The sequence below is a fragment of the Flexivirga sp. G2 genome (assembly GCF_055397625.1).
This window is the reverse complement of the sequence record NZ_AP039675.1, coordinates 3,651,861-3,678,117: the sequence shown is the minus strand read 5'-3', so window position 1 is coordinate 3,678,117 and position 26,257 is coordinate 3,651,861. Positions and strand designations below refer to the sequence as shown.

Genomic DNA, 26,257 nt, shown 5'->3' with positions numbered 1-26,257 from the left:
CGCGCCCCCACGTGTTGCCGGAAGTCCCAACAACGCTGTGCGTCAACGACTTCCACCTCAACACTTGACCGGCCGCCGGGCGAAGTCCAGCAAGTAAATGCAATCGCGACCGGATCGCAATATTCGACGAGGTTCGAATCTTTGCGGAAATTCTTCTCCGCGGACGCTCGGTTCAGGGGATGCTGGAGAGCAGCCGGCGGCCGGTGGGTGTCAGCGCGTAGAAGACGCTGTGGCGTCGGCGCGAGCGTTCGAGCAGGCCGGCGCGCTGCATGACCTTCACGTGATAGGACACCGTTCCGGCGGCCAGTCGAAGCTCCTCGCTGAGTTCGGTGGTCGTGCGTGCGGAGCTGAGGTGCCGCAGGATCGCCGCGCGGGTCGGACCGAGCAACCGGCGCAACCCGCTGAGTGAATCCGCCGAGGCCGGTGTCGTGTTGATCGGGTAGGCGACATACGGGCGTTCGCCGCGCAGCCGCATGGTGAGGCGCGGACCGTGGAGGGCCGTCGGTATGACGAGCAGGTGCGACATGCCGGTGTCCGCTTCGGCGTTGACGCAGGTGCCCGGTGCGTCGTCGCCCCAGGAGAGTTGTTCCTGTACGGCGCCCAGAACCGCGCCGATCCCGCCGCCGTCGACCAGTTGCTCGCAGCGCTCGATCTCGGCACGCAGTGCCGTCTCGGCGCGTTCGAAGACCTCCGGCATGGCCAGTTCCCAGAACATCGCGAGTCCGTGTGCGGCTCGAGCGGGCAGCGTGCCGTCGCGCAACGCGGTGGCGACGCTCTCACGTAGTGGCCGGTCACCGAAAGCCTCCCAGACCTCCATCGCTGCTTGGGCGTGATCGGTGTCGCCGACCTCGGCCAACTGCGCGACGGCGGCACACCCGCTGGTCGTGTCCGGCGGTGCCGGTGCGAGGAAATCGGGGGTCGGGCCGTCCTCGACGGGGAGCAGATCGGCGACCAGCGCCACGTCCGGGCGGGAGAGATAGTCCTTCGCGATCCGGTCAGGACGCCCGTAGATCGGGTCGGTGCCACCGTCACGGGTCAGGCGCAACCAGCCCAGCGTTTCGAGCACAGGGGACACGGCCCACTCGATGGTGGCAGACGTGTGCACGCTCAGATCGACCGTGATCACCTGCCGAGCCCCTCCCTGGGACCGTTGAAGCGACAGCGAAATCGGTGCCGCATGAACCCCACTTCATCGTGGCACTGTCACAGGTGGCCCACAACAAAGGATGCCGAATCGCGACCTTGGTGCCTGGTCCAGATCGAGGGGAGGGCCGAAAACGGGTCAGTCCGTGGGGTTCTCGACGGCGGACAGCAGCGTCCGCAGCGAGGACGCCAACGCCGCGCGGTTGCGAGCCGGCAGATAGGCCAGGATGGCTCGTTCGTGCTCGAGCAACTCGACCATTGCGGCGTCGACCGCGTCCCGGCCGGCGGTGGTGAGACGCACCAGCACTCCGCGCCGGTCGGTCGGGGCGGGGTGGCGCTCGACCAGCCCACGGCTCTCGAGGCGATCCACCCGGTTGGTCATCGTGCCGCTGGTGACCAGCGTCTGCTGGACGAGCGCACCGGGGGAGAGTTCGTATGGCGCGCCGACCCGCCGCAGTGCGGAGAGCACGTCGAATTCCCAACCGTCCAGGCCGTGGTCGGTGAAGGCGCGCCCGCGTGCCTGATCGAGCAGTCGCGCGAGTCGGGATACTCGCGAAAGCACTTGCAACGGCTCGACATCGAGGTCGGCGCGTTCGCGACGCCAGGCATCGACGATCTGGTCGACCTCATCGCGTTCGGGCACCATGGATCGAGTCTACTCTCAAGTTTCTTGACATCGAGACAATCGGCAGTATCTTGATATCAAGATAAAACGCGAGTGAGGTGGTCGGTATGGCGACGTGGGATCCGCAGCAGTACGAACGATTTTCCGACCTGCGCAACCGACCGTTCGGGGATCTGCTCGCTCGAGTCGGTGCGGAGTCGCCACCTCGAGTGGTCGACCTCGGGTGTGGGAACGGGCCGCTCACGCTCACTCTCTGCGACCGGTGGCCGGCCGCGGAGGTCACCGGTGTGGACTCCTCGGAGTCGATGCTGCAGCGAGCGAGCCGTCTCGACACCGACCGTCGCGTGCGGTGGCAGCTCGACGACGTCGCGACCTGGCAACCGGCGGAGGGCGAGGCGCCGGACGTCGTCGTCACGAACGCAACCCTCCAGTGGGTTCCGGACCATCTCCCGCTGATCGACCGCTGGTTGACCCAGCTGCCGGACGGCGGGTGGTTCGCGATGCAGGTGCCTGGCAACTTCGATGCACCGTCGCACCGGATCATCCGCCAACTGGCCCGCGAACACCGCCGGGCGGGTGATCTGGCCGGGGCGCTGCGGGACGCACCGGTCGAGTCACCCGAACGCTACGCGGAGGCGCTGGCAGAGCACTGCGGCCACCTCGACGTGTGGGAGACCACCTACCTGCAAGTGCTGGATCCGCAGGGTTTGCAACGGAGTCCGGTCCTCGAATGGGTCAAGGGGACCGCATTGCGGCCGTTGCTGGACGTGCTGGGGGAGGCCGAGCAGGAGGAGTTCCTCGCCGAGCTGGTCACGCGGTTCGACGCGGCATACCCGCGTGCGTCATACGGGACGCCCATGCCGTTCCGTCGGATCTTCGCCGTGGGCCGGAAGGGTTGAGTCGGATGACGGAGCACGCACCTGTCGCGGTCACCGGTCTGCACCATGTGCAGATCGCCTGTCCTGCCGGCTCGGAGGATCTGCTGCGCGAGTTCTACACCGGCCTCCTCGGGCTGCCGGAGTTGCCGAAGCCGCCGGTGCTGGCCGCGCGCGGCGGTTGTTGGTTCGCGGTCGGTGATTCCCACGAATTGCATTGCGGCGTCGAGGAATCCTTTGCTCCCGCACGCAAGGCGCACCCGTGCCTGCTGGTGGTGGACGTCGACGATGCGGCGGCCGCGGTCACCGCTGCGGGCGGAGCGGTGCGCTGGGACGACGCGATCCCGGGCGTCCGCAGGTTCCACACCGACGACCCGGTCGGCAACCGGGTCGAGATCCAACAGGCCGGTTGACCGGCCGCACGGAGCGGGTTGAGTGGGAGGAGCGCAGCGGGGGACGTATCGAAACCGCGTCCGCCGTCAGATCGTCTTGAGGGTCGGCTCTGCTTCGATGCCGCCCAGGCCGTGCCATGCAAGGTTGACCATGTGCGCGGCGACGGTGTCGCGCGGCAGCGACGAGCCGGACTCGATCCACCACTCGCCGGTGAAGCCGATCATGCCGACCAGCATCTGTGCATAGATCGGCACGACGTCGACATCGAGGTCGTTGCGCTTGAAGACCTCGACGACGATCTCCTCCACCTGGCCGGCGACGGCGGACATGATGCTGGCGGCGGAGCCGTTGCCGTGCCAGGTCGGCGAGTCGCGCAACAGCACCCGGAAGGCGGCCGGCTGTTCCTCGATGTAGGTCAGCAGGGCGACCGCACCGCGCTCGAGCAGTTCGCGGGAGGAGCCACCCGAGGTCAGCGAGCCCACCAGGTGGTCCAGCAGTTGGCGCATGGCGCGGTCGACGACGACGGCATACAGGCCTTCCTTGCCGCCGAAGTGTTCGTAGATCAGCGGTTTGGTCACGCCGGCCGCCGTCGCGACGTCCTCTACGGTCGTGGGCTGCACCCCGTGTTCGGCGAACAGTCCCTCGGCGACCGAGATCAGCTGCTCGCGCCGATCGGCGGCGGAGAGTCGGGAGCGCTTCTTGGGAGGCATGCCTCCATTCAAAGGGATGCGGCCGAATCGCGGGCCATCCGGGGCCGGATCGTTAACAACGTGGGTCATGCCGGACCCGATATGCCATCGTTTGGGATCTGGCCTACCCTTGTGCGGTCCCCTTCGGGGGCGTTCCCCGGTTGCTCTGCTGGTAGGGGCCGCCTGACTTTGAATCAGGATTAGCGACGTAGGTTCGATTCCTACCCGGGGAGCCCTTCTCCCTCGATCCACGACCGACGGTTGCACCATCTCTCCGGGGCCGGCGTAGTGTCGCCGACGAGGGGGACTCACATGACCGAAACCCAGTTGGTGACAGTCGACGGGCAATTGGAGCTGCGCTTCGAGCGCCACGTTCACGCACCGATCGAGCAGGTATGGCGCGCGGTGAGTGAACCGGACCGGGTCAGGCAGTGGTTTCTACCCGGCGGCCCCTGGGCCGAGGTCCGCGAACTCGACGCGCTGCTCGGCAAGATCGAACGCCCGCCGATCATCAGCCCGGATGCGTCCTACACGGTCTGCTGGGCGGATGACGATATGCGCTGCGAGTTCCGGATCAGTGAGCACGATGCGGCGACGACCGTGCACGTGCGCGTGCCGGTGGACGAGCCCGCGGACGCGCCGCTCGAGGCCGACATGATGGACCAGTTCCTGGACCGACTCGCGCCCTACCTCGCCGGTGACGAGCTCACCTGGGCCGCCATGGCGGACCTCGACGCGACGGAGCGTCGTGTCGACGCCTATGCGGCGCGGTTCGGCGTGGATCCGACTCGCGGCCGCGAGTTCGTCGCGGATATTCGCGCGACCGTGGAAAATTCAGCCGACGCCGAGCCGTGGGGGTTCGAGCCGAGCCAGCAGGCCGCAGATGCTCTCGAGGATCGTATGACGGCATATTTGCGCGAGCACAAGGAGCAGTTCGACGCGGCCAACGCACGGCACGGCGACGAGGGAGGGGAGTGGCTGATGACGGCCCTCAACGAGTGGATCCTCCCGTCGGCCACCTCCGTGGACGAGGTCGGCGACCGTCATTTCTTCGTGCTGGATCGCTATATCCGCGACCTGTCGATCGCCGTGCCCGACCTCGAATCCGCCTGGCAGTCCACACGATCCAACGATTCGCCGGAGGATTAGAGTCTCAGGCCGCGGTGGCCACGCGTGTCCGGCGTTGTGCGTACGCCCAGCCTGGCTTGCGCAACAGGTACGACCACCGGTCCTGCCAGGTGTTCGCGCTCGCGACGTCCTGGAACATGTCGAGCCACTCGTGGGCAGCGATGCGCAGCGGGTTGAAGGTGTCGATGTTGGTGGTCAATCCGTAGACCGGCTGGGCCTTTTCGGGCTCGAACGTGCCGAACAGCTTGTCCCAGATGATCAGGATGCTGCCGTGGTTGCGGTCGAGGTACTCGCTGTTCGTGCCGTGGTGCACGCGGTGATGCGACGGGGTGTTCAGGAAACGCTCGAGCCGGCCGATGGTCCGCACTGCTTCGGTGTGGATCCAGAACTGATAGATCAGGTTGATCGCCCGCGCGTTCATGATGTGCTTCGGCCGGACGCCGGCCAGGGCCAGCAGGCTGTAGGGGATGTAGAGCGTCATCGTGTCGCCCCACGGCTGCCGCAGCGCGGTCGACAGGTTGTAGCGCTCACTGGAGTGGTGCACCTCGTGCATCGCCCACATCCAACGCACCTCGTGGTCGAAACGGTGATTCCAGTAGTAGATGAAGTCCCAGCCCAGGACCGCCAGCGTTGCGACGATCGCGCCGTCACCGAGATCCAGCGGGCTGCGGGCGAAGACCTTGTCGCCGGCCGTGCGCGCACCCCACTCCGTCGCCACGACCAGAGCGGTCGACGCGACGGCGATGGCGCCCACCCGGCCGGTGATGCGTTGCAACACCGGTTTCACTGCCGGCGCCGCGATGTCGGTGGTGGGTTGCTGCAGTGCCCGGGTGTCCCAGTCGGCAACGCCGGCCGCACCGAAGTCCTCACTGCGCAGTTTGCGGACGACGTCCAGCGCAGTCGTTGCCGCTGTCGCACCGATGGCGACGGTCATCGCCGTCCTGGCCGCCTTGCCACGCTTGCCGAGCGGCCCGAGCAGCGCTTTCGAGACGTATGGCGCCACCAGACTGCCCAGCCCCATCGACAGGCTGGCCATCGTGTCCTTGAACTCGTAGTCGCCGGCCCGCGTCCCCGGCGGGGCCGGATGCTTGCGCTGCCAGGCGTATTCGGCCGCCATACCGCCGATGAATGCCGGTATGGCGAGCACGGTCAGATCGAGCTTCATGTCGCGGTGATCCCTCTTCGACGTCGGGTCGGCGCGCCTCACCCTGCCACGCTCCGGAATACCTGTCGCGCGAAGCGGCCGAACGCCATACCTTCTGGGCTGTGAGCATCGACCTTCCACCCGGACAACGCACCGATCTCGGCATCCTGCGTCTACAAGGCGCTGAGGTGACCGACCGCGGCGACCACCTGGTGGTCCGCTCGCCTGCCAACCCCGAATTCCATTGGGGCAACTTCGTTCTCGTCACCACCGGCGATCCCGACGATGCGGAGCGCTGGATGGGTGTCTTCGCCGCCGAGTTTCCCGACGCCGGCCACATCGCGATCGACCTGCCCGGCCTCCCCGAGGACACCACGGCGTATGACGCACACGGCGTCACCATTGACACGGACGACGTCCTCGCCACGACATCGTTGCCGCAGCTGCGTCCCCTGCCCTCGGGGTATGACGTCCACGAACTCGTGTCGGACGACGACTGGGAGCGAGTGGTTCGGAGTGCCATCGAGGAGAACGAACTCACCGGCGACCAGGAACCCGTTGGTTTCGAACGGTTCTCGCGCGACCAGGCCTCCGGTCGGCGAGCGCTCGTGGATGCGGGGCATGCGGCGTTCTTCGGCGCCTTCGCCGGCGCGGAGTTGGTCGCGGACCTCGGCATCGTGTTGCTCGAGGACGTGGCGCGCTACCAGTCGGTCGGCACGGTCGAGGAGCACCGCCGCAGGGGCCTCGCGGGTCACCTGCTGGGTGTGGCCGCGCAATGGGCGGCGGATCGCGGCGCTCGCGAGTGGGTCATCGTGACCGAGTCCACCAACCAGGCTGGCCGGCTCTACCGATCCGTGGGCTTCGCCGACGCCGCGCAGATGGTGCAGGCCTACCGGAAGCCTCGGGTGAGCGGGCCGGACCACGAATCGAGTTGATGCGTGGACCCCACGATCGAGCGCATCGCGAGCAGAATGTGAGCGTGACCACGCGCGCGGACGATGACGTCCTGGATCTGTTGGACTACGTCTGGCAACGCCTGCAGCAACGCATGGACGGCTTGTCGGATGCGGAGTGGGCCTGGCTTCCTGCTCCGACCGAACCCGAGATCAGCATCCGGTGGCGACTGGACCACATCACCGATCTGTTGACCGCGCCGCGGAACTGGCTCTGGTTGGGGCTCGCCGTGCCGGCTGCGGACGGCCCGTCGACCGCAGCGGATTCCGCGGAGTCGGCTCGCCGCTCCATCTCCGTTGCCTATCAACGCTTTCGCGCGATCCTGACTGATGGCGCGGTCGACTTCGAGGCCGAAATGGGTGCGGCGGCGGGTTCGTTCGCGTCCAGCACCGGGCGCTCCTTCGTGCTGCACGTCGCAGACGAACTCATCCACCACGGCGCGGAAGCCGCGCTGCTCCGGGACCTGTACGCCGCGAAGTAGTCACGTCGCCACACACCGGTGGAAGAAACCCCGGCAGGTATGTCGATCTGTGCCGCCACTGTTCGTGTAGCTGGTGAGACGCTGGCACGAGGTCGGCGTACGAACGCGAGGAGAGCGTCATGGCTCAGTACCTGCTCAAGATGATCCAGCCCGTCGGTGAAGTGCCCGACGCGGCCGCGCTCGCGCCGATCATGGAACGCCTCGGCGCCATCCGACAGGAGCTGGAGGCGCAACGGTCGTGGGTCTTCGGTGGCGGCCTGCACCAACCCGACTCCGCGTCGATGGTGCGGCCGGGTCCCAGCGGGCCGGTCGTCTCCGACGGCCCGTTCGCGGAGGGCGCCGAGTTCGTCGGTGGGGTGACGATCATCGACGTCGCCGACCTGGACGAGGCACTGCGCTGGGCCGGTCGGTATGTCGAGGTCACCGGACTGGCGACCGAGGTCGCCCCGTTCATCGACGGTATGCCGGGGGCATGACGACGCACGGCAGTGCAGATGTTGCGGCGGTGTTCCGCAACGAGTACGGCCGCGCAGTCTCGGTGCTGACCGGCGTCTTCGGCGACATCGATCTCGCCGAAGACGCCGTCCAGCAGGCGTTCGAGATCGCCGTTCGCCAGTGGCCGGAGAGCGGCATGCCGCCCCGCCCCGCCGGCTGGATCATCACCACGGCGAAGCGCCGGGCAATTGATCACCGCCGGCGCGAGACGAACAGGGACGCCAAGGAGTCGTCGGCGGTGCGGCTCACCGAACAACAACGCCCGGAGATCCAAGAGGTGGGGACAGAGGAGGTGGAGACGGTGGCCGACGATCGGCTCCGGATGCTGTTCACCTGCTGTCACCCGGCCCTACCACCGGCGGCCCGGATCGCGCTCACGCTGCGTGTGCTCGGTGGCCTGACCACCACCGAGATCGCGCGCGCGTTCCTCACCTCCGAAGCGACCGTCGCGCAACGAATCGTCCGGGCCAAGAACAAGATTCGTGATGCGGGCATCCCGTACCGGGTGCCGCCGGATGCCGAGTTGCCGGACCGGCTGGGCGGCGTCCTGCAAGTCGTCTACCTCATCTTCAACGAGGGACACCTGACGACCGCCGGCACCGAACCGGTGCGCGACGATCTCGCCGCCGAGGCGATCCGGTTGGCGCGACTGCTGCGGGAACTCATGCCCGACAAGCCCGAGGTCCTCGGTCTGCTCGCACTGTTGTTGCTCACCCAGGCGCGCCGGCCCGCCCGGCTCGATGCGTATGGCGAACTGGTCCCGCTGGACGAGCAGGATCGCAGGCTCTGGGACCAGCAACTGATCGCGGAGGGCCACGACCTGGTCTGGGCCTGCCTGCGCCGGAACCGGCCGGGCAGTTATCAGCTGCAGGCCGCGATCGCCGCGGTGCACACCGACGCCAGAGAATTCCGGGACACCGACTGGCGGCAGATCGTTGCGCTGCACGACCAGTTGGCGGTCCTCGACCCCGGTCCGGTCGCGGCGGTGAACCGCGCCATCGCGATCGGTGAATGCGACGGTCCGGTCGCCGGTCTGGCCGCCCTCGACCTGCTCGCCGCGGATCGCACGGTGCAGGGCTATCCGATCCTGCACGCGGCTCGCGCGCGCTTCCTGGCCGGGCTCGGACACGACGACGCGGCGGCAGCGGCATACGAGCGGGCCGTCGGGCTGACCGACAACCCGGCGGAGCGTCGCGCGTTGGAACGCCGCCGCGCGGAGCCGAGGACACAGCACCCCGGGACGGGCCGGTAACATCGCTCCGGGTCGCACGCGCACGCGGCCACGTCGCCGGCGACATCAGGAGTCGATCCCTTGTCCGCAACACCCGCAGCCGTCATCGTCCTGTCCGCGGGAGACGGCACCCGGATGAAGTCGAGCCGCAACAAGGCACTGCATGCCATCGGCGGTCGGACGCTCGTCGGGCACGCCGTCAGCGCCGCCGTCGGCACCGGCGCGCAGTACGTCGCGGTCGTTGTCCGCGCGCAGAAGGAATCCGTCGCCGCTGCTGCCCGGGAGATCTCCGAGGAGATCGTGATCGCCGAGCAGGACGACGTCTACGGCACCGGCCGGGCGGCGGAGTGCGGACTGCTCGCGCTGCCGGGCGACCTGACCGGCACCGTGCTGGTGACGACCGGCGACACCCCGCTGCTCACCGCCGAGACCCTGCAGCAGCTGACCGACGACCACGAGCGCGCTGGGTCGGCGGTGACGGTGCTCACCGCCGTCGTGCACGACGCGTCCGGCTACGGACGGATCGTCCGCGACGAGCAGGGCGACGTGCGCGCCATCGTCGAGCACAAGCAGGCGACCCCCGAGCAGCGTGCGATCGGCGAATTCAATTCCGGCATCTTCGCTTTCGATGCGGCTGTGCTTCGCGATGCCCTCGCCGAGGTCGGCGTGCACGCGGAGGCGGGGGAGAAGTACCTCACCGACGTCGTGGCCGTCGCGGTCGAGCGCGGGCTGCGGGTGCACGGACACGTCCTCGAGGACCTCTGGCAGACCGAGGGCGTCAACGACAAGGCTCAGCTGGCCAGGCTCGGCAAAGAGCTCAACCGCCGCACGCTGGATGCGCTGATGCGCCGGAGCGGCGCGATCGTCATCGACCCCGACTCGACCTGGGTCGACGTCGGCGTGAGCGTGGGACAGGACACCGTCATACATCCGGGGTGTCAGCTGCACGGTGCAACGACGATCGGTGCCGACTGCGTGATCGGGCCGGACACGACACTGACCGACACCGAGGTGCGGGACGGCGCGAGTGTGGTGCGCACCGTTGCCGAGTTGGCGCTGATCGGCGCCGAGGCGACCGTCGGCCCCTTCTCCTACCTGCGACCCGGCACCGAGCTCGGCCGCGCCGGCAAGATCGGCGGTTTCGTCGAGACCAAGAACGCCCAGATCGGTGACGGTGCGAAGGTGCCGCACCTGACCTACTGCGGTGACGCGACCATCGGTGACGGCAGCAACATCGGCGCGGGCACGATCTTCGCCAACTACGACGGCGTCGCCAAGAGCCGCACGACGGTCGGCAAGCACAGCTTCGTCGGCAGCAACTCGGTGATCGTGGCGCCGGTCGACATCGCCGACGGGGTGTATGTCGCAGCCGGTTCGACGGTCACCAAGGCGGTCGCACCGGGCGACCTGGGCATTTCGCGCGCCGAGCAGCGAAATGTCCCAGGCTGGGTAGCACGCAAACGCGCCGGCACGGCATCCGCGGACGCCGCAGAGGAAGCAAACCGAGGACAGCAGGAAGGCCCCACCTCCTAATGAGTACCGGCATGAAGCGCACCACGGAGAAGAACCTGATGGTCTTCTCCGGTCGCGCGCACCAGGACCTGGCCGAAGCCGTCGCCGACGACCTCGGCACTCAATTGGTGCCGACGGAGTTGCGCGACTTCGCCAACACCGAGATGTACGTGCGTTTCGAGGAGTCGGTGCGTGGTTGCGACGCGTTCGTCATCCAGAGCCACACCGCGCCGATCAACAAGTGGATCATGGAGCACCTGCTCATGGTCGATGCGCTGAAACGCGCCAGTGCCAAGCGGATCACGGTGGTCACGCCCTTCTACGGCTACGCCCGGCAGGACAAGAAGTCGCGCGGCCGCGAGCCGATCAGCGCCCGCCTGATGGCCGACATGTTCAAGACCGCCGGTGCCGACCGGTTGATGACCGTGGACCTGCACACCGATCAGATCCAGGGCTTCTTCGACGGACCGGTGGACCACCTGCAGGCCCTGCCGATCCTCACCGGCTACGTGAAAGACAAGTACGGCGCCGAGGACCTGACCGTCGTCTCGCCGGACGCCGGCCGGATCAAGGTCGCCGAGCAGTGGTCGAAGCGCCTGGGCGGTGCCCCCTTGGCATTCATCCATAAGACCCGCGACGTGACCCGCTCCAACGCCAGCGTCGCCAACCGCGTGATCGGCCATGTCGAAGGCCGCACCTGCATCCTGGTCGACGACATGATCGACTCCGGGGGCACGATCTGCCACGCGGCGGACGCCCTGATGAAGGACGGCGCCGCCAGCGTCGTCATCGCCGCCACGCACGCGATCTTCTCCGACCCGGCCGTGCAACGGCTGCACGACTCGGTGGCCCGCGAGGTCATCGTCACCGACACGCTGCCGATCACACCCGAGAAGCAGTTCGAGAAGCTCACCCCGCTGTCGATCGCACCGTTGCTGGGCAAGGCGATCCGCGAAGTCTTCGAGGACGGCTCCGTCACCTCCATGTTCACTCCCTGAGTCTTCTCGATTTGGGGCAGCGCCGGAGGGCGGCATACGATGTGTGCCGCCAGCCTCGGCGAGGGACGACGTACGAACGTCCGTGATCGACAAGGTGTGCACCCGCGACCATTCGGTATGTCGCTGCCGCGCGCACCAGATCCTCGATCATCCACCGCTCGTGCCGCGTCCCGCGTCGAGGCAGCCAACGTTCATCAACTGCTGCTCGAGAAGCGAGGAAAACTCATGGCTCTCAAAGAGATCCGCCTGGAAGCCGAAGTCCGTACCGAGTTCGGCAAGGGTGCGGCCCGCCGCATCCGTCGAGACAACAAGATCCCGGCCGTGCTCTACGGCCACGGCACCGAGCCGGTGCACCTGACCCTGCCGGGTCACGACACGATGCTCGCGCTGAAGCACGCCAACGCGATCCTCACCCTGAACTTCGACGGCAAGCAGGAGCTCGCCCTGGCCAAGGACGTCCAGCGCGACGCCATCAAGCCGGTCATCGAGCACATCGACCTGGTCATCGTGAAGCGTGGCGAGAAGGTCACCGTCGACGTGGCCGTCCACGTCGAGGGCGAGGCCGCCCCGGAGACCAACGTCGTCGTCGAGAACAGCTCGCTGACCGTCGAGGCCGACGTCATCGCCATCCCCGAGTCCTTCACCGTCTCGGTCGAGGGTCTCGAGGCCGGCAGCCAGGTCCTGGCCAAGGACGTCGAGCTGCCCGAGGGCGTCTCGCTGGTCTCCGACGAGGAACTGCTCGTCGTCAACGTCAGCCAGCAGGTCTCCGCCGAGGAGCTCGAGGAGGAGCTCGCTGAGGCCGAGGAAGAGGCCGGCATCGAGAAGGACGAGTCCGAGGAGTCCGCCGAGGGCGAAGAGGGCGAGAAGTCCGACGAGTCCGGCGACGACGCCTGACTCACCCAGCCACGCTGATGCGGCCCCGATCCACTTCGGATCGGGGCCGCATCTTCACCCCACGAAGTTCTCCCCCGCTGCGCTCCTCCGATACTTCGCGGGGACCCCGAATCTCGCCCCAGGTACCTCGCTGACCGCGGAAGTGCCAAGCTCGACGCGTTCCGCGAGACCGATAGGAATTGACAGTGACTGATGACGCGCCCTGGCTGATCGTCGGGCTCGGCAACCCCGGGCCGAAGTACGCCGGCAACCGGCACAACGTCGGCGCCATGGTGATCGAGCGGATGGCGGCCGACGGTTCGGCGAGTCTGCGCGCGCACAAGGCCGGTGCGCTCGCCGCCCAGGTGCAGGTCGCCGGTCACAAGGCGATCGTCGCCACGCCGACCAGCTACATGAACGAGTCCGGCGGGCCGGTCGTCGGCCTGATGCGCTTCTTCAAGGTGCCGCTCGAGCAGCTGGTCGTCATCCACGACGAGCTCGACATCGACTTCGCGACGCTGCGCCTGAAACGCGGTGGCGGAGAGGGCGGCCACAACGGGCTGCGGTCGATCAGCAAGTCGACCGGCAGCAAGGACTACCTGCGGGTGCGGGTGGGCATCGGGCGTCCGCCGGGACGGATGGACGCCGCGGCATACGTGCTGAAGGACTTCAACGCGACCGAGCGCAAGGAGCTGGACTTCCTGGTGCCCGACGCCGCCGAGGCGGTGGAGTTGCTGATGACCAAGGGCCTCACCGACGCACAGAACGTCATCCACGCCCGCTGAGCACCGATCACTGTCGGTGCTCGGGCTTACCGTTGTCGACATGCATCGCAGTCGGATCGGCGTCGTCCTGATCGATCATCCCGAGGAGTCCTACGCCGCTGCGGCGGCCTTCTGGACCGCCGCGAGGGGAGGCGAGCGGGTGGCTACCGGCGTCACACCACCCGACGACCCCTACGAGCCGCTCGACCGGTTGCCCGGCGGAGTGATGTTGGACCTGCAGCGGTTGGATGACGGCGCACCGCGGATCCACCTCGACATCGAGACCGACGACATCGAGGCCGAGACCGCGCGACTGCTCGCCGCCGGCGCCACCGTCGTGGACCAGCACGACGACTACACGGTGCTCGCCGACCCGGGTGGCCTCCTGCTGTGCGTCGTGCCGGTGCAGACCGGTGCGGCGTTCGAGGAGCACGCGGTCACCTGGGCGTGACCGGACGCCTAGAATCGAACCCGACAACCCCGTCTCGCCAGCGAACGGGGCCCTTTTGCGTGTCTGCGACGACAGACGCGAGGTCTGAAGGAGCTGCTCAGTCTTGAGCCTGCAACCCGTGCTCGATCTGCTTGCGCACGACCCTGCGGTCGTGCGCCTGCTGTCACATGTCGGCACCGCGAACGTCGTCGACATCGCCTGCGCCGCCGGTGCACGCGGGCCGCTCGCCGCACTCGTCGCCGCCGGTGGCGAGAGCCGCCCGGCGCGCACCGTCCTCGCCGTCACCGCGACCGGCCGCGAGGCCCAGGACCTGGCCGCCTGCCTGCGCGGCTTCCTGCCGGCCGACCGGGTGGTCGAGTTCCCCAGCTGGGAGACCCTGCCGCACGAGCGACTCAGTCCGCGCAGTGACACCGTCGGACGCCGGTTGGCCGTGCTGCGTCGGTTGGCGCACCCGGACGCCGACGACGAGACGTATGGCGAGATCAGTGTCGTCATCGCCAGCGTTCGTGCACTCATGCAGCCGATCGCCAAGGGCCTGGGCGACCTCTCCCCGGTGTCGCTCCGCGTCGGGGAGGATGCCGAGCTGCCCGATGTCGTGGAGCGCCTCGCCGGCGCGGCATACACGCGCACAGACCTGGTCGAACGACGCGGCGAATTCGCAGTGCGTGGAGGCATTCTCGACGTCTTCCCGCCCACCGAGGAACACCCCGTGCGTGTCGAGTTCTGGGGCGACACGGTCGAGGAGATCCGCTGGTTCAAGGTCGCCGACCAGCGCAGCCTCGAGGTCGCCGAACACGGCCTGTGGGCGCCGCCGTGCCGGGAGCTGCTGCTCACCGAGGACGTCCGGGCCCGGGCCGCCACGCTCGCGACCCAGTTGCCCGGCGTGCAGGACATGCTGCTCAAGGTGGCCGAGGGCATCGCCGTCGAGGGCATGGAGTCGCTCGCGCCGATCCTGCTCGCCGGCGGTACCGCGGGCGGCATGGAGACCCTGCTGGACGTGCTGCCGGCCGGCACCCACGTGCTGCTCTGCGACCCGGAGCGGGTGCGCACCCGTGCGCACGACCTGGTGGCGACGAGTGCGGAGTTCCTCGACGCGAGCTGGGCCAACGCCGCCGCCGGCAATGCCGTCCCGGTGGACCTGCAGTCGGTGCTCGGCACGGCGTCCTACTGGACGCTGCCGGAGTTGCGCGACCATGCTTTGTCCAAAGACATTGCCTGGTGGGCCTTTTCGTCATTCGCCACGGATGCCGAGCTGGCCGATTTCCAGGAGGACGACGCGCTCACCGGCGAGCAGGTGACGATCGGCACCGCCGAGGTCCCGCTCTACCGCGGCAACACCGAGCAGGCCGTCGGCGACATCCGCGACTGGGCGCAGGCCGGCAACCGGGTGCTGATCGTCACGGACGGCCCCGGCCTCGGTCATCGCATCGGCGAGGTGCTGCGTGACAACGACGTCCCGTCCCACCGCATCGAGCAGCTCGCTCCCGGTTCCGTCGAGCTCGCCACCGGTTCGATCGGCCACGGATTCACCCTGGAGACAAGCGAATTCGTTCTCCTGACGGAGAGCGACCTGACCGGTTCCTCGACGCACGGCGGCAGCACCAAGGACATGCGCAAGATGCCGTCCCGCCGCCGCAACGTGGTCGACCCGTTGCAGCTGCACCCGGGCGACTTCGTCGTGCACGAGCAGCACGGCGTCGGGCGCTTCGCCAAGATGATGCAGCGCACCGTCGGCGGCGCCACGCGCGAATACCTGGTGATCGACTACGCGCCCGCCAAGAAGAACCAGCCCGCCGATCAGCTCTACGTCCCGACCGACCAGCTCGATCAGGTCACCCGGTACGTCGGTGGCGAGCAGCCGTCACTCAACAAGATGGGCGGATCCGACTGGCAGACAACGAAATCCCGCGCCCGCCGACACGTCCGGCAGATCGCTGCAGAGCTGATCCAGCTCTACTCGGCCCGTATGGCGACCGAGGGCCACGCCTTCGGCCCGGACACCCCGTGGCAGCGCGAACTCGAGGACGCCTTCGCGTACGTCGAGACGCCCGACCAGGTCAGCAGCATCGACGAGGTCAAGGCCGACATGGAGAAGTCGGTGCCCATGGACCGGTTGATCTGTGGCGACGTCGGCTACGGCAAGACCGAGATCGCCATCCGTGCCGCGTTCAAGGCGATCCAGGACGGCAAGCAGGTCGCGGTGCTGGTGCCGACCACGATCCTGGTCAAGCAGCACTACCAGACCTTCACCGAGCGTTACGCCGGGTTCCCGGTCGTCGTGAAGGCACTGTCCCGGTTCCAGACCGATCGTGAAGCCCGAGAGGTGATCGACGGATTGCGTTCCGGCGCAGTCGATCTGGTCATCGGCACGCACCGCCTTTTGTCCAGTGAGGTCAAGTTCAAGGATCTCGGGCTCGCGGTGATCGACGAGGAGCAGCGCTTCGGTGTCGAGCACAAGGAACAGCTCAAGCAGATGCGCACCGCGGTCGACGTGCTCGCCATGTCCGCGACCCCGATCCCGCGCACCCTCGAGATGGCGGTCACCGGCATCCGCGAGATGTCCACTTTGGCAACGCCGCCCGAGGAGCGTCATCCCGTCCTCACCTTCGTCGGCGGCTACGAGGAGAAGCAGGTCGGTGCCGCCATACGCCGTGAACTGATGCGCGAGGGGCAGGTCTTCTTCGTGCACAACAACGTCGGCACCATCGAAAAGGCGGCTGCCCGACTGCGCGAGCTCGCGCCCGAGGCGCGCATCGCGACGGCGCACGGCAAGATGTCCGAGCACCGGCTGGAGGATGTCGTGACCGCGTTCTGGGAGCGCGAGTTCGACGTGCTGGTCTGCACCACGATCATCGAGACCGGCCTCGACATCTCCAATGCCAACACCCTGATCGTCGACCGCGCCGACCGGCTGGGGCTGTCCCAGTTGCACCAGCTGCGCGGACGCGTCGGTCGTGGCCGGGAGCGTGCCTACTCCTACTTCCTGTTCCCGCCGGAGAAACCGCTCACCGACACCGCGCACGACCGGCTGCAGACGATCGCCAGTCACACCGATCTCGGCGCCGGCATGCAGGTGGCGATGAAGGACCTGGAGATCCGCGGCGCCGGCAACCTGCTCGGCGGCGAGCAGTCCGGTCACATCGCGGGCGTCGGCTTCGACCTCTACGTCCGCATGGTCGGCGAGGCGGTTGCGGACTTCCGGGGCGACGGCACGTCGGCGGCACCGACCGAGGTCAAGATCGAGTTGCCGGTCGACGCACACCTGCCGCACGACTACGTGCCGGGGGAGCGGCTGCGCCTCGAGGCCTACAAGAAGCTCGCCACCGTCGAGGACGAGACCGGACTCGGCGAGATCGAGGCCGAGCTGCGGGACCGGTATGGCGCCCCGCCCGAGCCGGTGCAGCACTTGTTTGAGGTCGCACGGCTCCGGATCATCGCGCGACAGGCCGGCATCGGCGACATCGCCGTGCAGGGACGGATGGTCCGGTTCGGACCGGTGGAGCTGCGGGAGAGCCAGCAGTTGCGGCTGGAGCGGATCTACAAGGGCACGATGGTCAAGCCGGGTGTCCAGCAGATCCTGGTGCCGCAGCCGAAGACTGCGCCCGTCGGTGGCAAGCCGTTGCGCGACACCGAGGTCCTGCGCTGGGCGGCCCAGTTGATCAAGGCGGTGCTGCTCGACGACATCGGTGCCGCGGCGGGAGCGGCGTCGTGAATGCTCGTACCCACGCATCGCCCGCCACAGGACCGACTGGCATGATGCATGAGGCGTGGCGTCGCTCCACTGCCAGAACCACGTCGCCAGATCAACGCACCGAGAAAGGCCACACCGCCATGTCGAGCTCCCGTCGCGGTCGATTCGTCCTGGGCGCAGCCGCATCGCTGACCGCCCTCGCGCTCGCAGGATGCGGGAGCAGCGGGGTGATGCACGACGGCAAGACCGCGGTGAAGTACGACGGCCACTCGGTGAGCAACGCGCAGCTGCAGACGGCAGCCAAGGACATCTCGACGTTCGTCGGTGCCTCCATCGATCCCGCGATCGTCGCGGGCCGGCTCGCCGTCGGCCCGCAGGTCGAGAAGTATGCCGCCCAGAAGGGCCAGTCGCCGATCAGCGACAGCCAGATCCAGGCGCAGAAGCCCAAGGTCAAGCTGTCGCCCACCGCCCTGGAGGCGCTGCGCGTCGACGCGTTGATCAGCACGCTGGCCAACAACGGTGACCTCGACAACGCGAGCCTGCAGGCGCTAACCAAGAAGAGTGATGTCACGGTCAACCCGCGCTACGGCGCGTGGGAGAAGGGCAAGGGCATGGTCGCGGGCTCGCACCCGTGGATCAAGGCCACCCCGACCTCCTCGGCCGCGGCTCCCGCGCCGGCACCGGCTGAGCCGGGTCAAGGCCAAGGGTGAGTGAAGCCACTGCACTGCTGACCGTCCTGGTCACCAGCCCGCGGTTGCCCGCCGGGCTGATGTCGCGGGATGCATGGTCGGCGCTCGAGGCCGCCGACACGGTGCTGGCCGCTGACCTGGACGACCCCCTGCCGGCCGCGATCGCGGCGTCGGGCATCACGGTCACCGCGATGCCCTACGACTCGGCCTCCGAGGCCGCCCGCGCACTGGTCGCGGCGACGACGTCGGGGCCGGTCCTGTGGGTCGGCTCACCGGATGCGGACCCCGGGCTCACGGACGCCCTGGCGGAGGAACTCACCCGGCTCGACGAGCCTCCGCAGATCGAAGTACTGGTCGGATCCTGGGATCTGCCCGGCGCGCGGCTGATGGACGCGGTCGCGGTCATGGACGCGCTGCGGTCGCCCGGGGCCTGCCCGTGGGACGCCGAGCAGACGCACGAGTCGCTCGCCAAGTACCTCCTCGAGGAAGCGCACGAGACGGTCGAGGCGATCGAGACCGGTGACACGGAGCACCTCGCCGAGGAACTCGGCGACGTCCTGCTGCAGGTGCTCTTCCACGCCCGCATCGGAGCCGACGAAGAACCCGGTTTCGACATCGACGACGTCGCAGGAGCGTTGGTGGAGAAGCTGATCCGCCGACACCCGCACGTCTTCGGCGATGGGGACGCGACGACTCCGGACGAGGTCGAGCAGTCGTGGGAACGGATCAAGGCCACCGAGAAGGCCGACCGTGACGAGGACGACCTGCTGGCCGGCATCCCCGCGTCGCTGTCGACGCTGCTCATCGCCGAGAAGGTGCTCACCAGGGCGGACCGGCGCGGCATACAACTGGCGTATGACGACACGGCCGACCTCGGTGGCCAGTTGCTCGCTGTGGTCTCGCAGGCCCGGGCGAGCGGGACGTCGGCGGACGCCGCCCTGCGTGCAGTGCTCCGTCGCATCGCTGCCCCGGTGGGCGACTGAGCGCTCCCGCGCCGACGATGGGAGGCTGCCGGTATGACGAACCCCGAACTCGCCTCGGCGATCGACGCACGGTGCCGGCTGCACGGTGAATTCACCCTGCGGTCCGGCCAGGTGGCGGACGAGTATTTCGACAAGTACCTCTTCGAAGGTGACCCGGAGCTGATCCGGCGCGTCGCCGGGGAGATGCGACCGCTGCTCCCTTCGGACGCCGACGCGCTCGGCGGGCTGGAGCTCGGCGGCGTGCCGATCGCGGCGGTGCTGGGTCAATTGGAAAACGCCCCAACGGTGTTCGTCCGGAAGAAGGCCAAGGAGTACGGCACCCGCAAACTCGCCGAGGGCGGTCCGGTCGAGGGCAGGCACGTCGTGCTCATCGAGGACGTGATCACCACAGGCGGTGCGGTCATTGCAGCCGCGACCGCGCTGCGCGAACTCGGCGCCCGCGTCGAGCTGGTGATCTGTGCGATCGACCGCCGACCGTCGGACGCCACCGGTCTCACGGACGCGGGGATCGAGGTCCGCTCGGTATTCACCCGTGCCGACCTCGACGCTGCACGCGACGCCCGGGCCTGACACCCTGCGGCACTGCCGCAGCGCTACTGGGACGATGAACCCATGGTCTACCTGCCGCACCACGACGAAGCACCGTCCGCCGCGGACGTCGCTGCGCTGATCGCCGCAGTCCCGCTGGCAACCCTCGTCACGTCCGACGGAATCACGTTGAGTGCCAACCACATTCCGCTGTTGCTGGAGAGCGGCCCCGACGGTGACCGGCTCATCGGCCACGTCGCCCGTGCCAATGACGTATGGCGCGAGGGCAACCACGTGGGGGAGAGTCTCGCGGTGTTCAGCGGCTCCGACCACTACGTGTCGCCCACCTGGTATCCCTCCAAACAGGAACACCACCGGGTCGTGCCGACCTGGAACTACCTCGTGGCCCACGTGTACGGCGAGCTCGCCATACACGATGACGAGCGGTGGACCAGGGGAGCGGTGGCCAAGCTGACCGGCACGATGGAGCGCAGCCGCCCGGACGCCTGGCACATGGGTCAGGCACCGGCCGACTACCTCGTGGGCAGGCTGGCGGACATCGTCGGTGTCGAGCTGGTCGTGTCGCGCATCGTCGGCAAGTTCAAGGTGAGCGCCGCACGCGACACCGCGGACCGACAGGGAGCCGCCGCGGGCATCGCCGCGGAGTCGGGGCCGTCGGCGCTCGTCGATGCGATGCGTGCGGTCGATGGCGGTCGAACTGCCACCGAATGACCGTCCCTGGCGGGAAGCTCAGCTCTACCGGCTCATGACCTGGTGATGCTCGAGCGCGAACTCCGTGACGCGCACCAGCGCCGACTTCGCCGACTCGCGGTCGCGTGCGTCGACGCGGATCAGCGGGATCGTCGGTGAGATCGCCAGCGCGTCGGAGATCTCCTGCTCGGAATGCACTCGGGTGCCGTCGAACTGGTTGACCGCGACGATGAAGGGCAGACCCTTCGCCTCGAAGTAGTCGATCGCCGAGAACGCGTCTCCGAGGCGTGCGGTGTCGACCAGCACGATGGCTCCGATCGCACCCCGCACCAGGTCGTCCCACATGAACCAGAAGCGGCGCTGCCCCGGCGTCCCGAAGAGGTAGAGCACCAGGTCGTCCGCGAGCGTGATGCGACCGAAGTCCATCGCCACCGTGGTGGTGTTCTTGTTCGGGGTGGAGGACAGGTTGTCGGTGCCTTCCGACAACTGGGTCACCGTCGCCTCGGTCTTCAGAGGGACGATCTCGGAGACAGCGCCCACGAGCGTCGTCTTGCCGACGCCGAAGCCGCCGGCGACGACGATCTTCGTCGACGTCGTACGACGGCTCGGGTCAGAGGTCGCGGAGTCCACGCAAGGTCCTTTCGATCAAGCTGATGCGCTCGACACTGGAGGTGCTGTCGGTGAGAGTGTGCTGCAACTGTGCGTAACCGTGGGTGACGAGGTCACCCACGAGAACGCGGGTGACTCCGAGCGCCAACCCGGACCGGGCTGCGATCTCGGCGACCGAAAGTCGTTCGGCCGCACACAGATCAGCGATCCGGCTGCTGGGTTCGTGCGGCGGCCAGCGGCGGTCCTGACCGGCTGTGGTGAGCTCGACGGTCGCCTCCATCGGGACGTCGACCTGGCTCGTCGTACGACCGGCCGTCAGGGTGTACGGCCGGACGACACTGGCCACCGGCTCGTCCTGACCGGCAGCCCCGTCCCAGTCATCCGGGTCGGTGTCAGCCATGACCGGTCATCACGTTCTCGGCGCCGCATCGACGGCGCGGCCGACCCGCTCGACCATGATCGCCATCTCGTAGCCGATCTGGCCGATGTCGGCGGACGCCGCGGTGAGCACGGCGAGGTGCGAACCGTCGCCGACACTCATCAACAGCACGTAGCCGTGCTGCATCTCGATGATCGACTGGAGCACTGCGCCACCGTCGAAGAGTCCGGCAGCGCCGGACGCCAGGCTCGCCAGCCCGGAGGAGACCGCCGCCATCTGTTCGGCGCGATCGACCGGAAGCTCGTCGTTCCGAGCGATCACCAGGCCATCGACGGAGACGAGTACCGCGTGCGCCACGCCGGGCGTGTCCTGCACGAATCGCGATACGAGCCAGTCGAATTGACCGCCGTTGCCAGCAGTCATGGAGTGGTCGGTCACCAGGGCCTCGATCCATTGTCGGTGTGGTTGGGGTTGTCAGTGCTGAAGTCGTCGGACGCCGATGCCTGGCGCGCCCGTTCGACCCCTGCCTTGTAACGGCTGAGCTTCGCACGCAGCTCCTCCGGGTCCCGCGTCGGTGTCGCGGGCCGGATGGCGGCCGGCTGCTCCACACTGCCCGGCACGATGAACCGGCCGGGGCTGCGCTGCGGGAGCGCGTCGCCGTTGCTGGAGTGTTCGTCGGTCGCCACCTGTGCGGCCTCCCAGGCCTGGTCGGTCTGCCCGCTGGACCACGACGCGACCTGCTCGCCGTCCGCGTCCAGCCAGCGCGAGCTGATCTGCCGGAAGATCGGAGTGTCCTCCGGTCGGAATGTGGGTTGTGCGGCCGCCTGCGCGACCGGTTGCGTCTCCGGCTGCGTGGTGTCCGCCGGCGACTCCGCACCGTTACGAGCCGCACCCGGGCGTCGCTGGGGCAGCCCGGTGGTCTGTTGAGCGTCGTCACTGACGGCCTGCCGTGCCGAGAAGAACGCCGAGGCATTGCTCGCGCGGTCCGGGTCGGGCGTCGGTGCACCACCGATCGGTGAGACCCAACCGGTGCTGCGCTCCGGAGCCTGCGTGGTGCCCGCGGCAACGGCGGCAGCACCCAGCGACGCCGAAGCGGTCAGGCTGGTCACTCCGGTTGCCCCGGGGCGGCGACGAGGGAGGTCGCCGTTCGACCGGGCCGGCGGATTCTCGGCAGCCGGACGCTCCCGCACCGGCAGGGCTGCGGTTTCTTCCGCGGCGGAGGGTGCTGCGGCCATCGCCGGTGCCAGCTCGTGGTGCTCCTCGGTCGCGACAGACGCGTGCACCGCCGTTCCGGCGACGGTGGGCTCGTTCGACAGCACCGCCATCGGCACGTGCACGGCGGCGACCGTTCCCCGGCGGGGGCGCGAGCGCAGTCGGACATCGATGTCGTGGTTGGCACTCAGCCGGGCGACCACGAACAGTCCCATGTGACGTGTGGTGTCCACGGCGAACCGCCCACCGGCCGTGATGTCCTCGTTGAGCTGACGCAGCTCGTCTTTCTCGATCCCGAGACCGTGGTCCTCGATCTCCACGAGCACGCCCCCGTCGATGGCGCGTGCGCCACTGATCTCGACGCGCGAGTCCGGCGGCGAGAAGGTCAGGGCGTTGTCGACGAGTTCGGCGATCAGGTGGACGAGGTCGGTCGCGACGCTCTCGTCGACGGTGTGATCGGGCAGCCCGCCGACATTGACGCGTTGATAGTCCTGCACCTCGGAGATGGCGGCGCCGACCACCTGGGCGATCGGGAGCGACTCGCTGCGGCCACCGCGCACCTGGTTGCCGGCGAGGACCATCAGGCTCTGGCCGTTCCGGCGCATCCGGGCCGCCATGTGGTCCAGCCGGAACAGGCTGTCCAGGCGTTTCGGGTCGTCCTCGGAGCGCTCGAGCTGCTCGAGCAGGTTCAACTGCTGGTTGACCAGCGACGTACTACGACGCGACAGGGTCTCGAACATGTCGGTCATCTGTCGGCGCAGCGTCGCCTGCTCACCGGCCAGTCGGATGGCGCGGTTCTGCATGTCGTCGACGGCGCGCGACAGCTGACCGATCTCCTCACGGCTGGACAGTGCCACGCTCTTGATCCGGCCGACGCCCTGACCGGACTGCACGCGTTCGATCGCCGCCGGCAGGTGCTCCCGGGATGCGTCGATGGTGCTGCGGCGCAACCCGGTGATCGGTCGCACGAGCAGCGAACGTGACAGGAAGAACGCCGCGATCTCGGTGAGGGCGAGCAGGGCGATGATGAGGGCGATCTGCAGCAGCGCCGAGCGGCGGGCGTCGCTCGCCTGCTGCGAGACGCGCTCGGTCGCCGCGGTCGTCGCCGCCTTGTATGCCGGGCCGTATGACGAACGGACCGGGCGGGTGACGCCCCGGACCTGCGACATGATGCCGTCGGTCGTGAAGGCCAGCCGGCTGACGGTGTCGGACTGCAGTCCCGACACGTCCACCTTCGGCAGGTGAGCGGCCTGGACGCGTTCCAGCGCGTCGCGCTCGCCGCCGATGTCGGCCGACATCTGGGTTCGCAGCGAGTCGGAGAACTTGGTCTCGGGGGAGATGTCGAGTCGCTGGTCGGCGAGGTGGCTCTGTGCCGTCACGAGGTCGTGCAACGCGTTCAGGGTCGACTCAGGGCGCGTGGCGTTGAGGTCGTCCACGAAGCCCAGCACGTCGGAACTGATCGCACCCGGTGCGAGCGCCGCCGCCTCCGAGGTCGCGTCCGTCGCGGAGTCCAGGGACCGACCGGTGCTGACCGCGGAGCTGAGCAGGTCGTGCTGGTGGGCGCTCAGGTCCGCCGAGCCGAGGGACGACTGCAACGTCTCCCGGGACTGCTGGAACTGGGCGCGCGCGGCGCCGACCGTCTTCTCGTTCGCGTGGGGGACAACCAACGCGGCGGCCAGGTCCTGGCTGCTGGCGAGGTAGTCGATGGCCGGTTGCAGAACCTGATAACGGGTCTGCGCCTGGGACGCATCGCGGGCGTCGTTCCAGGCGCCGGCGACCCGGATGCCGACCAGGACGGTGGCGAAGACGAGGGGCAGTGCCAGACAGGCGACCACCTTCCGCCGCAGCGACCAGTCGGTCGGCGGCCAGAATGTCCTGGTGATCTGTGGTGTGTCGGGGTCGGCAGCCGTCGTCGCACCGCGGCGAGATTCGGGCATCGTGGGGGTTCTCTTCCAGGTCGGTGACGTGGGCGACGGTGCTTCCTCGTCGCCTCACGGGTCGGCGCGGCCGGCTCGCACCGGCGCACGCACTCGTGGTCGTGACGGCATCGGTGCTGACCGTGTGGGTCCAGCCGCGGAGCCAGTCGGCGGCATCGTCGGCGCCCACTGACACGGGGTCCGCAGGCGGGTTCTCCACCAGGAGGTGTGGCGCACAACGCCGTAGTCGCCGACCATTGTGGCAGGTCGCTCGACCGATCTCTGCCGCTTCAGCAAATTGGTCGTATGTCGAGGCCGCTCGGCGTGACGTGGTCGAACCCGCGGCCCGGTCAGGCGGGTCCTGCCGGACCAGCCCGATGTTCGGCGATAGTCTGGGCAGCACGCGACGCGGGCACCGTGCCTGCCGGACGCCCCGACGAAGTGCCAGGAGACTCACCAAGTGGCCACGATTGACGCCCTGCTCGCCCGTGAAATCCTCGACTCCCGAGGCAACCCGACCGTTGAGGTCGAGATTGCGCTCGATGACGGCACGGTCGGCCGCGCCGCCGTTCCGTCCGGTGCCAGCACCGGCCAGTTCGAAGCGGCCGAGCGCCGGGACGGGGATGCCAAGCGTTACCTCGGCAAGGGTGTGCAGGACGCGGTCGACGCGGTCGCCGAGGAGATCGCCCCGCACGTGCTCGGGTATGACGCGAGCGAGCAGCGCCTGGTCGACCAGGAGATGATCGCCCTCGACGGCACCGACAACAAGAGCCGGATCGGGGCCAACGCGATCCTCGGTGTGAGCCTCGCGGTCGCCCAGGCAGGTGCGGACTCTGCCGACCTGCCGTTGTTCCGTTACGTGGGTGGCCCCAACGCGCATGTGCTGCCGGTGCCGATGATGAACATCCTCAACGGTGGCGCGCACGCCGATTCCAACGTCGACATCCAGGAATTCATGATCGCGCCGATCGGCGCGGGCTCCTTCCGGGAGGCACTGCGCTGGGGCGCGGAGGTCTACCACAGCCTCAAGAAGGTCCTGCACGAACGCGGCCTGTCGACCGGCCTCGGGGACGAGGGTGGGTTCGCCCCGAACCTCGAGTCCAACCGGGCTGCGCTCGATCTGATCCTCGACGCGATCAAGGCCGCGGGTTACACGCCGGGCAAGGACGTCGCGCTCGCGATGGACGCCGCCGCCAGCGAGTTCTTCGAGGACGGCGCCTACGTCTTCGAGGGGACGAAGAAGTCGGCCGCCGAGATGACCGCCTACTACGCCGACCTGGTCGCGTCATACCCCTTGGTCTCGATCGAGGACCCGCTGGACGAGGAGGACTGGGAGGGCTGGAAGACCCTGACCGATGAGCTGGGCGACAAGGTGCAGATCGTCGGCGACGACCTGTTCGTCACCAACCCCACCCGCATCGCGCGCGGTATCGAGGGCGGCAACGCCAACGCGCTGCTCGTCAAGGTCAACCAGATCGGGACGCTGACCGAGGCGCTCGACGCGGTGACGCTCGCCCAGACCAACGGACTCCGCTGCATGATGAGCCACCGTTCCGGTGAGACCGAGGACACCGTCATCGCCGATCTCGCGGTCGCCACCAACTGCGGCCAGATCAAGACCGGCGCACCGGCCCGTTCGGACCGCGTCGCCAAGTACAACCAGCTGTTGCGCATCGAGGAGGAACTCGACGACGCGGCGGTTTACGCCGGCGCCGGCGCCTTCCCACGGTTCAAGGCCTGATTCCAGGCTCACTCACATCGGACGGACGACGAAAGGCCTTCT

The 26,257-nt window shown here is 68.4% G+C and carries 26 protein-coding genes and 1 tRNA gene; 19 read left to right on the top strand and 8 right to left on the bottom strand.

Annotated features, from left to right (window positions below):
- Positions 1 to 172: 172 nt before the first annotated feature.
- Entirely contained in the window at positions 173 to 1,126 is a 954-nt protein-coding gene (locus ACZ50J_RS17805; RefSeq protein WP_464298491.1) for a winged helix-turn-helix domain-containing protein, read from the bottom strand.
- A gap of 156 nt (positions 1,127 to 1,282) precedes the next feature.
- Positions 1,283 to 1,789 (bottom strand): MarR family winged helix-turn-helix transcriptional regulator, encoded by a 507-nt coding sequence (locus ACZ50J_RS17800; RefSeq protein ID WP_464298490.1) that lies wholly within the window; start codon positions 1,787 to 1,789, stop codon positions 1,283 to 1,285.
- A gap of 86 nt (positions 1,790 to 1,875) precedes the next feature.
- Between ACZ50J_RS17800 and ACZ50J_RS17795 the strand changes: the two genes are divergently transcribed.
- On the top strand, positions 1,876 to 2,667 hold the full coding sequence (locus tag ACZ50J_RS17795) for a methyltransferase domain-containing protein (protein WP_464298489.1): 792 nt from the start codon (positions 1,876 to 1,878) through the stop codon (positions 2,665 to 2,667).
- Positions 2,668 to 2,672: 5 nt separating this feature from the next.
- Positions 2,673 to 3,056 carry a VOC family protein gene (locus ACZ50J_RS17790; protein ID WP_464298488.1) on the top strand — a complete coding sequence of 128 codons (384 nt, stop codon included), beginning with the start codon at positions 2,673 to 2,675 and terminating at the stop codon, positions 3,054 to 3,056.
- A 66-nt stretch (positions 3,057 to 3,122) separates the two neighbouring features.
- Here ACZ50J_RS17790 and ACZ50J_RS17785 read toward each other — a convergent pair whose 3' ends face one another.
- The gene (locus tag ACZ50J_RS17785; RefSeq protein WP_464298487.1) at positions 3,123 to 3,746 is read right to left on the bottom strand and encodes a TetR/AcrR family transcriptional regulator; all 624 of its coding nucleotides are present in this window, start codon (positions 3,744 to 3,746) and stop codon (positions 3,123 to 3,125) included.
- A gap of 133 nt (positions 3,747 to 3,879) precedes the next feature.
- Here ACZ50J_RS17785 and ACZ50J_RS17780 point away from each other — a divergent pair.
- Both ACZ50J_RS17780 and ACZ50J_RS17775 read left to right on the top strand, forming a co-directional pair.
- A tRNA-Gln gene (locus ACZ50J_RS17780) sits at positions 3,880 to 3,958 on the top strand.
- A gap of 79 nt (positions 3,959 to 4,037) precedes the next feature.
- Positions 4,038 to 4,874 carry an SRPBCC family protein gene (locus ACZ50J_RS17775; protein ID WP_464298486.1) on the top strand — a complete coding sequence of 279 codons (837 nt, stop codon included), beginning with the start codon at positions 4,038 to 4,040 and terminating at the stop codon, positions 4,872 to 4,874.
- 4 nt (positions 4,875 to 4,878) lie between these two features.
- On the opposite strand, the gene ACZ50J_RS17770 is transcribed toward ACZ50J_RS17775, so the two are convergent.
- Positions 4,879 to 6,018, bottom strand: a complete 1,140-nt coding sequence (locus tag ACZ50J_RS17770; protein WP_464298485.1) for a sterol desaturase family protein — start codon at positions 6,016 to 6,018, stop codon at positions 4,879 to 4,881.
- Between the two features lie 101 nt (positions 6,019 to 6,119).
- On the opposite strand from ACZ50J_RS17770, the gene ACZ50J_RS17765 reads away from it, so the two are divergent.
- From ACZ50J_RS17765 to ACZ50J_RS17700, 14 genes are all read left to right on the top strand, one after another.
- On the top strand, positions 6,120 to 6,932 hold the full coding sequence (locus tag ACZ50J_RS17765; protein ID WP_464298484.1) for a GNAT family N-acetyltransferase: 813 nt from the start codon (positions 6,120 to 6,122) through the stop codon (positions 6,930 to 6,932).
- A gap of 44 nt (positions 6,933 to 6,976) precedes the next feature.
- Positions 6,977 to 7,432 carry a DinB family protein gene (locus ACZ50J_RS17760; RefSeq protein ID WP_464298483.1) on the top strand — a complete coding sequence of 152 codons (456 nt, stop codon included), beginning with the start codon at positions 6,977 to 6,979 and terminating at the stop codon, positions 7,430 to 7,432.
- A 119-nt stretch (positions 7,433 to 7,551) separates the two neighbouring features.
- Positions 7,552 to 7,908 (top strand): YciI family protein, encoded by a 357-nt coding sequence (locus tag ACZ50J_RS17755; RefSeq protein WP_464298482.1) that lies wholly within the window; start codon positions 7,552 to 7,554, stop codon positions 7,906 to 7,908.
- Entirely contained in the window at positions 7,905 to 9,179 is a 1,275-nt protein-coding gene (locus ACZ50J_RS17750) for an RNA polymerase sigma factor (protein WP_464298481.1), read from the top strand. The genes ACZ50J_RS17755 and ACZ50J_RS17750 overlap by 4 nt, the downstream gene beginning before the upstream one ends.
- Before the next feature lie 60 nt (positions 9,180 to 9,239).
- Positions 9,240 to 10,691 carry a bifunctional UDP-N-acetylglucosamine diphosphorylase/glucosamine-1-phosphate N-acetyltransferase GlmU gene (glmU, locus tag ACZ50J_RS17745; RefSeq protein WP_464298480.1) on the top strand — a complete coding sequence of 484 codons (1,452 nt, stop codon included), beginning with the start codon at positions 9,240 to 9,242 and terminating at the stop codon, positions 10,689 to 10,691.
- Positions 10,691 to 11,668, top strand: coding sequence for a ribose-phosphate diphosphokinase (locus ACZ50J_RS17740; protein WP_464298479.1), 978 nt, complete (start codon positions 10,691 to 10,693; stop codon positions 11,666 to 11,668). Before glmU ends, ACZ50J_RS17740 begins: the two co-directional genes overlap by 1 nt.
- A gap of 225 nt (positions 11,669 to 11,893) precedes the next feature.
- Positions 11,894 to 12,562, top strand: a complete 669-nt coding sequence (locus ACZ50J_RS17735; protein ID WP_464298478.1) for a 50S ribosomal protein L25/general stress protein Ctc — start codon at positions 11,894 to 11,896, stop codon at positions 12,560 to 12,562.
- Positions 12,563 to 12,747: 185 nt separating this feature from the next.
- Positions 12,748 to 13,326 carry an aminoacyl-tRNA hydrolase gene (gene pth / locus ACZ50J_RS17730; RefSeq protein WP_464298477.1) on the top strand — a complete coding sequence of 193 codons (579 nt, stop codon included), beginning with the start codon at positions 12,748 to 12,750 and terminating at the stop codon, positions 13,324 to 13,326.
- A 40-nt stretch (positions 13,327 to 13,366) separates the two neighbouring features.
- Entirely contained in the window at positions 13,367 to 13,756 is a 390-nt protein-coding gene (locus ACZ50J_RS17725) for a VOC family protein (protein WP_464298476.1), read from the top strand.
- A 103-nt stretch (positions 13,757 to 13,859) separates the two neighbouring features.
- Positions 13,860 to 17,468: a transcription-repair coupling factor gene (gene mfd / locus ACZ50J_RS17720; RefSeq protein ID WP_464298475.1), complete on the top strand. Its 3,609-nt coding sequence runs from the start codon at positions 13,860 to 13,862 to the stop codon at positions 17,466 to 17,468.
- 119 nt (positions 17,469 to 17,587) lie between these two features.
- Complete coding sequence (locus tag ACZ50J_RS17715) at positions 17,588 to 18,157, top strand: hypothetical protein (RefSeq protein WP_464298474.1); 570 nt, start codon at positions 17,588 to 17,590, stop codon at positions 18,155 to 18,157.
- A complete protein-coding gene (locus ACZ50J_RS17710; RefSeq protein ID WP_464298473.1) occupies positions 18,154 to 19,119 on the top strand; it encodes a nucleoside triphosphate pyrophosphohydrolase in 966 nt (321 codons plus the stop codon). Before ACZ50J_RS17715 ends, ACZ50J_RS17710 begins: the two co-directional genes overlap by 4 nt.
- Before the next feature lie 33 nt (positions 19,120 to 19,152).
- On the top strand, positions 19,153 to 19,689 hold the full coding sequence (pyrE, locus tag ACZ50J_RS17705) for an orotate phosphoribosyltransferase (protein WP_464298472.1): 537 nt from the start codon (positions 19,153 to 19,155) through the stop codon (positions 19,687 to 19,689).
- A 42-nt stretch (positions 19,690 to 19,731) separates the two neighbouring features.
- Positions 19,732 to 20,379, top strand: a complete 648-nt coding sequence (locus tag ACZ50J_RS17700; RefSeq protein ID WP_464298471.1) for an FMN-binding negative transcriptional regulator — start codon at positions 19,732 to 19,734, stop codon at positions 20,377 to 20,379.
- Positions 20,380 to 20,403: 24 nt separating this feature from the next.
- Here ACZ50J_RS17700 and ACZ50J_RS17695 read toward each other — a convergent pair whose 3' ends face one another.
- From ACZ50J_RS17695 to ACZ50J_RS17680, 4 genes are read right to left on the bottom strand one after another with little or no spacing between them, the layout of a single operon-like run.
- Positions 20,404 to 20,988 carry a GTP-binding protein gene (locus tag ACZ50J_RS17695; RefSeq protein WP_464298470.1) on the bottom strand — a complete coding sequence of 195 codons (585 nt, stop codon included), beginning with the start codon at positions 20,986 to 20,988 and terminating at the stop codon, positions 20,404 to 20,406.
- A complete protein-coding gene (locus tag ACZ50J_RS17690; RefSeq protein WP_464298469.1) occupies positions 20,969 to 21,367 on the bottom strand; it encodes a DUF742 domain-containing protein in 399 nt (132 codons plus the stop codon). Before ACZ50J_RS17690 ends, ACZ50J_RS17695 begins: the two co-directional genes overlap by 20 nt.
- Positions 21,368 to 21,376: 9 nt before the next feature.
- On the bottom strand, positions 21,377 to 21,784 hold the full coding sequence (locus ACZ50J_RS17685) for a roadblock/LC7 domain-containing protein (protein ID WP_464298468.1): 408 nt from the start codon (positions 21,782 to 21,784) through the stop codon (positions 21,377 to 21,379).
- Positions 21,781 to 24,495, bottom strand: a complete 2,715-nt coding sequence (locus tag ACZ50J_RS17680) for a sensor histidine kinase (protein ID WP_464298467.1) — start codon at positions 24,493 to 24,495, stop codon at positions 21,781 to 21,783. Before ACZ50J_RS17680 ends, ACZ50J_RS17685 begins: the two co-directional genes overlap by 4 nt.
- 439 nt (positions 24,496 to 24,934) lie before the next feature.
- Between ACZ50J_RS17680 and eno the strand changes: the two genes are divergently transcribed.
- Positions 24,935 to 26,215 carry a phosphopyruvate hydratase gene (gene eno / locus ACZ50J_RS17675; protein WP_464298466.1) on the top strand — a complete coding sequence of 427 codons (1,281 nt, stop codon included), beginning with the start codon at positions 24,935 to 24,937 and terminating at the stop codon, positions 26,213 to 26,215.
- The last annotated feature ends 42 nt before the right edge of the window (positions 26,216 to 26,257 follow it).

Excerpts from the sequence above, each read along its gene's own strand:
- ACZ50J_RS17715 (WP_464298474.1), top strand. The coding sequence starts at position 17,588 with ATGTCGAGCTCCCGTCGCGGTCGATTCGTCCTGGGCGCAGCCGCATCG.
- ACZ50J_RS17700 (WP_464298471.1), top strand. The coding sequence starts at position 19,732 with ATGGTCTACCTGCCGCACCACGACGAAGCACCGTCCGCCGCGGACGTC.
- ACZ50J_RS17795 (WP_464298489.1), top strand. The coding sequence starts at position 1,876 with ATGGCGACGTGGGATCCGCAGCAGTACGAACGATTTTCCGACCTGCGC.
- ACZ50J_RS17770 (WP_464298485.1), bottom strand. The coding sequence starts at position 6,018 with ATGAAGCTCGATCTGACCGTGCTCGCCATACCGGCATTCATCGGCGGT.
- ACZ50J_RS17735 (WP_464298478.1), top strand. The coding sequence starts at position 11,894 with ATGGCTCTCAAAGAGATCCGCCTGGAAGCCGAAGTCCGTACCGAGTTC.
- ACZ50J_RS17690 (WP_464298469.1), bottom strand. The coding sequence starts at position 21,367 with ATGGCTGACACCGACCCGGATGACTGGGACGGGGCTGCCGGTCAGGAC.
- ACZ50J_RS17750 (WP_464298481.1), top strand. The coding sequence starts at position 7,905 with ATGACGACGCACGGCAGTGCAGATGTTGCGGCGGTGTTCCGCAACGAG.
- pyrE (WP_464298472.1), top strand. The coding sequence starts at position 19,153 with ATGACGAACCCCGAACTCGCCTCGGCGATCGACGCACGGTGCCGGCTG.
- ACZ50J_RS17800 (WP_464298490.1), bottom strand. The coding sequence starts at position 1,789 with ATGGTGCCCGAACGCGATGAGGTCGACCAGATCGTCGATGCCTGGCGT.
- ACZ50J_RS17725 (WP_464298476.1), top strand. The coding sequence starts at position 13,367 with ATGCATCGCAGTCGGATCGGCGTCGTCCTGATCGATCATCCCGAGGAG.
- ACZ50J_RS17740 (WP_464298479.1), top strand. The coding sequence starts at position 10,691 with ATGAGTACCGGCATGAAGCGCACCACGGAGAAGAACCTGATGGTCTTC.
- ACZ50J_RS17775 (WP_464298486.1), top strand. The coding sequence starts at position 4,038 with ATGACCGAAACCCAGTTGGTGACAGTCGACGGGCAATTGGAGCTGCGC.
- ACZ50J_RS17785 (WP_464298487.1), bottom strand. The coding sequence starts at position 3,746 with ATGCCTCCCAAGAAGCGCTCCCGACTCTCCGCCGCCGATCGGCGCGAG.
- ACZ50J_RS17790 (WP_464298488.1), top strand. The coding sequence starts at position 2,673 with ATGACGGAGCACGCACCTGTCGCGGTCACCGGTCTGCACCATGTGCAG.
- ACZ50J_RS17680 (WP_464298467.1), bottom strand. The coding sequence starts at position 24,495 with ATGCCCGAATCTCGCCGCGGTGCGACGACGGCTGCCGACCCCGACACA.
- ACZ50J_RS17755 (WP_464298482.1), top strand. The coding sequence starts at position 7,552 with ATGGCTCAGTACCTGCTCAAGATGATCCAGCCCGTCGGTGAAGTGCCC.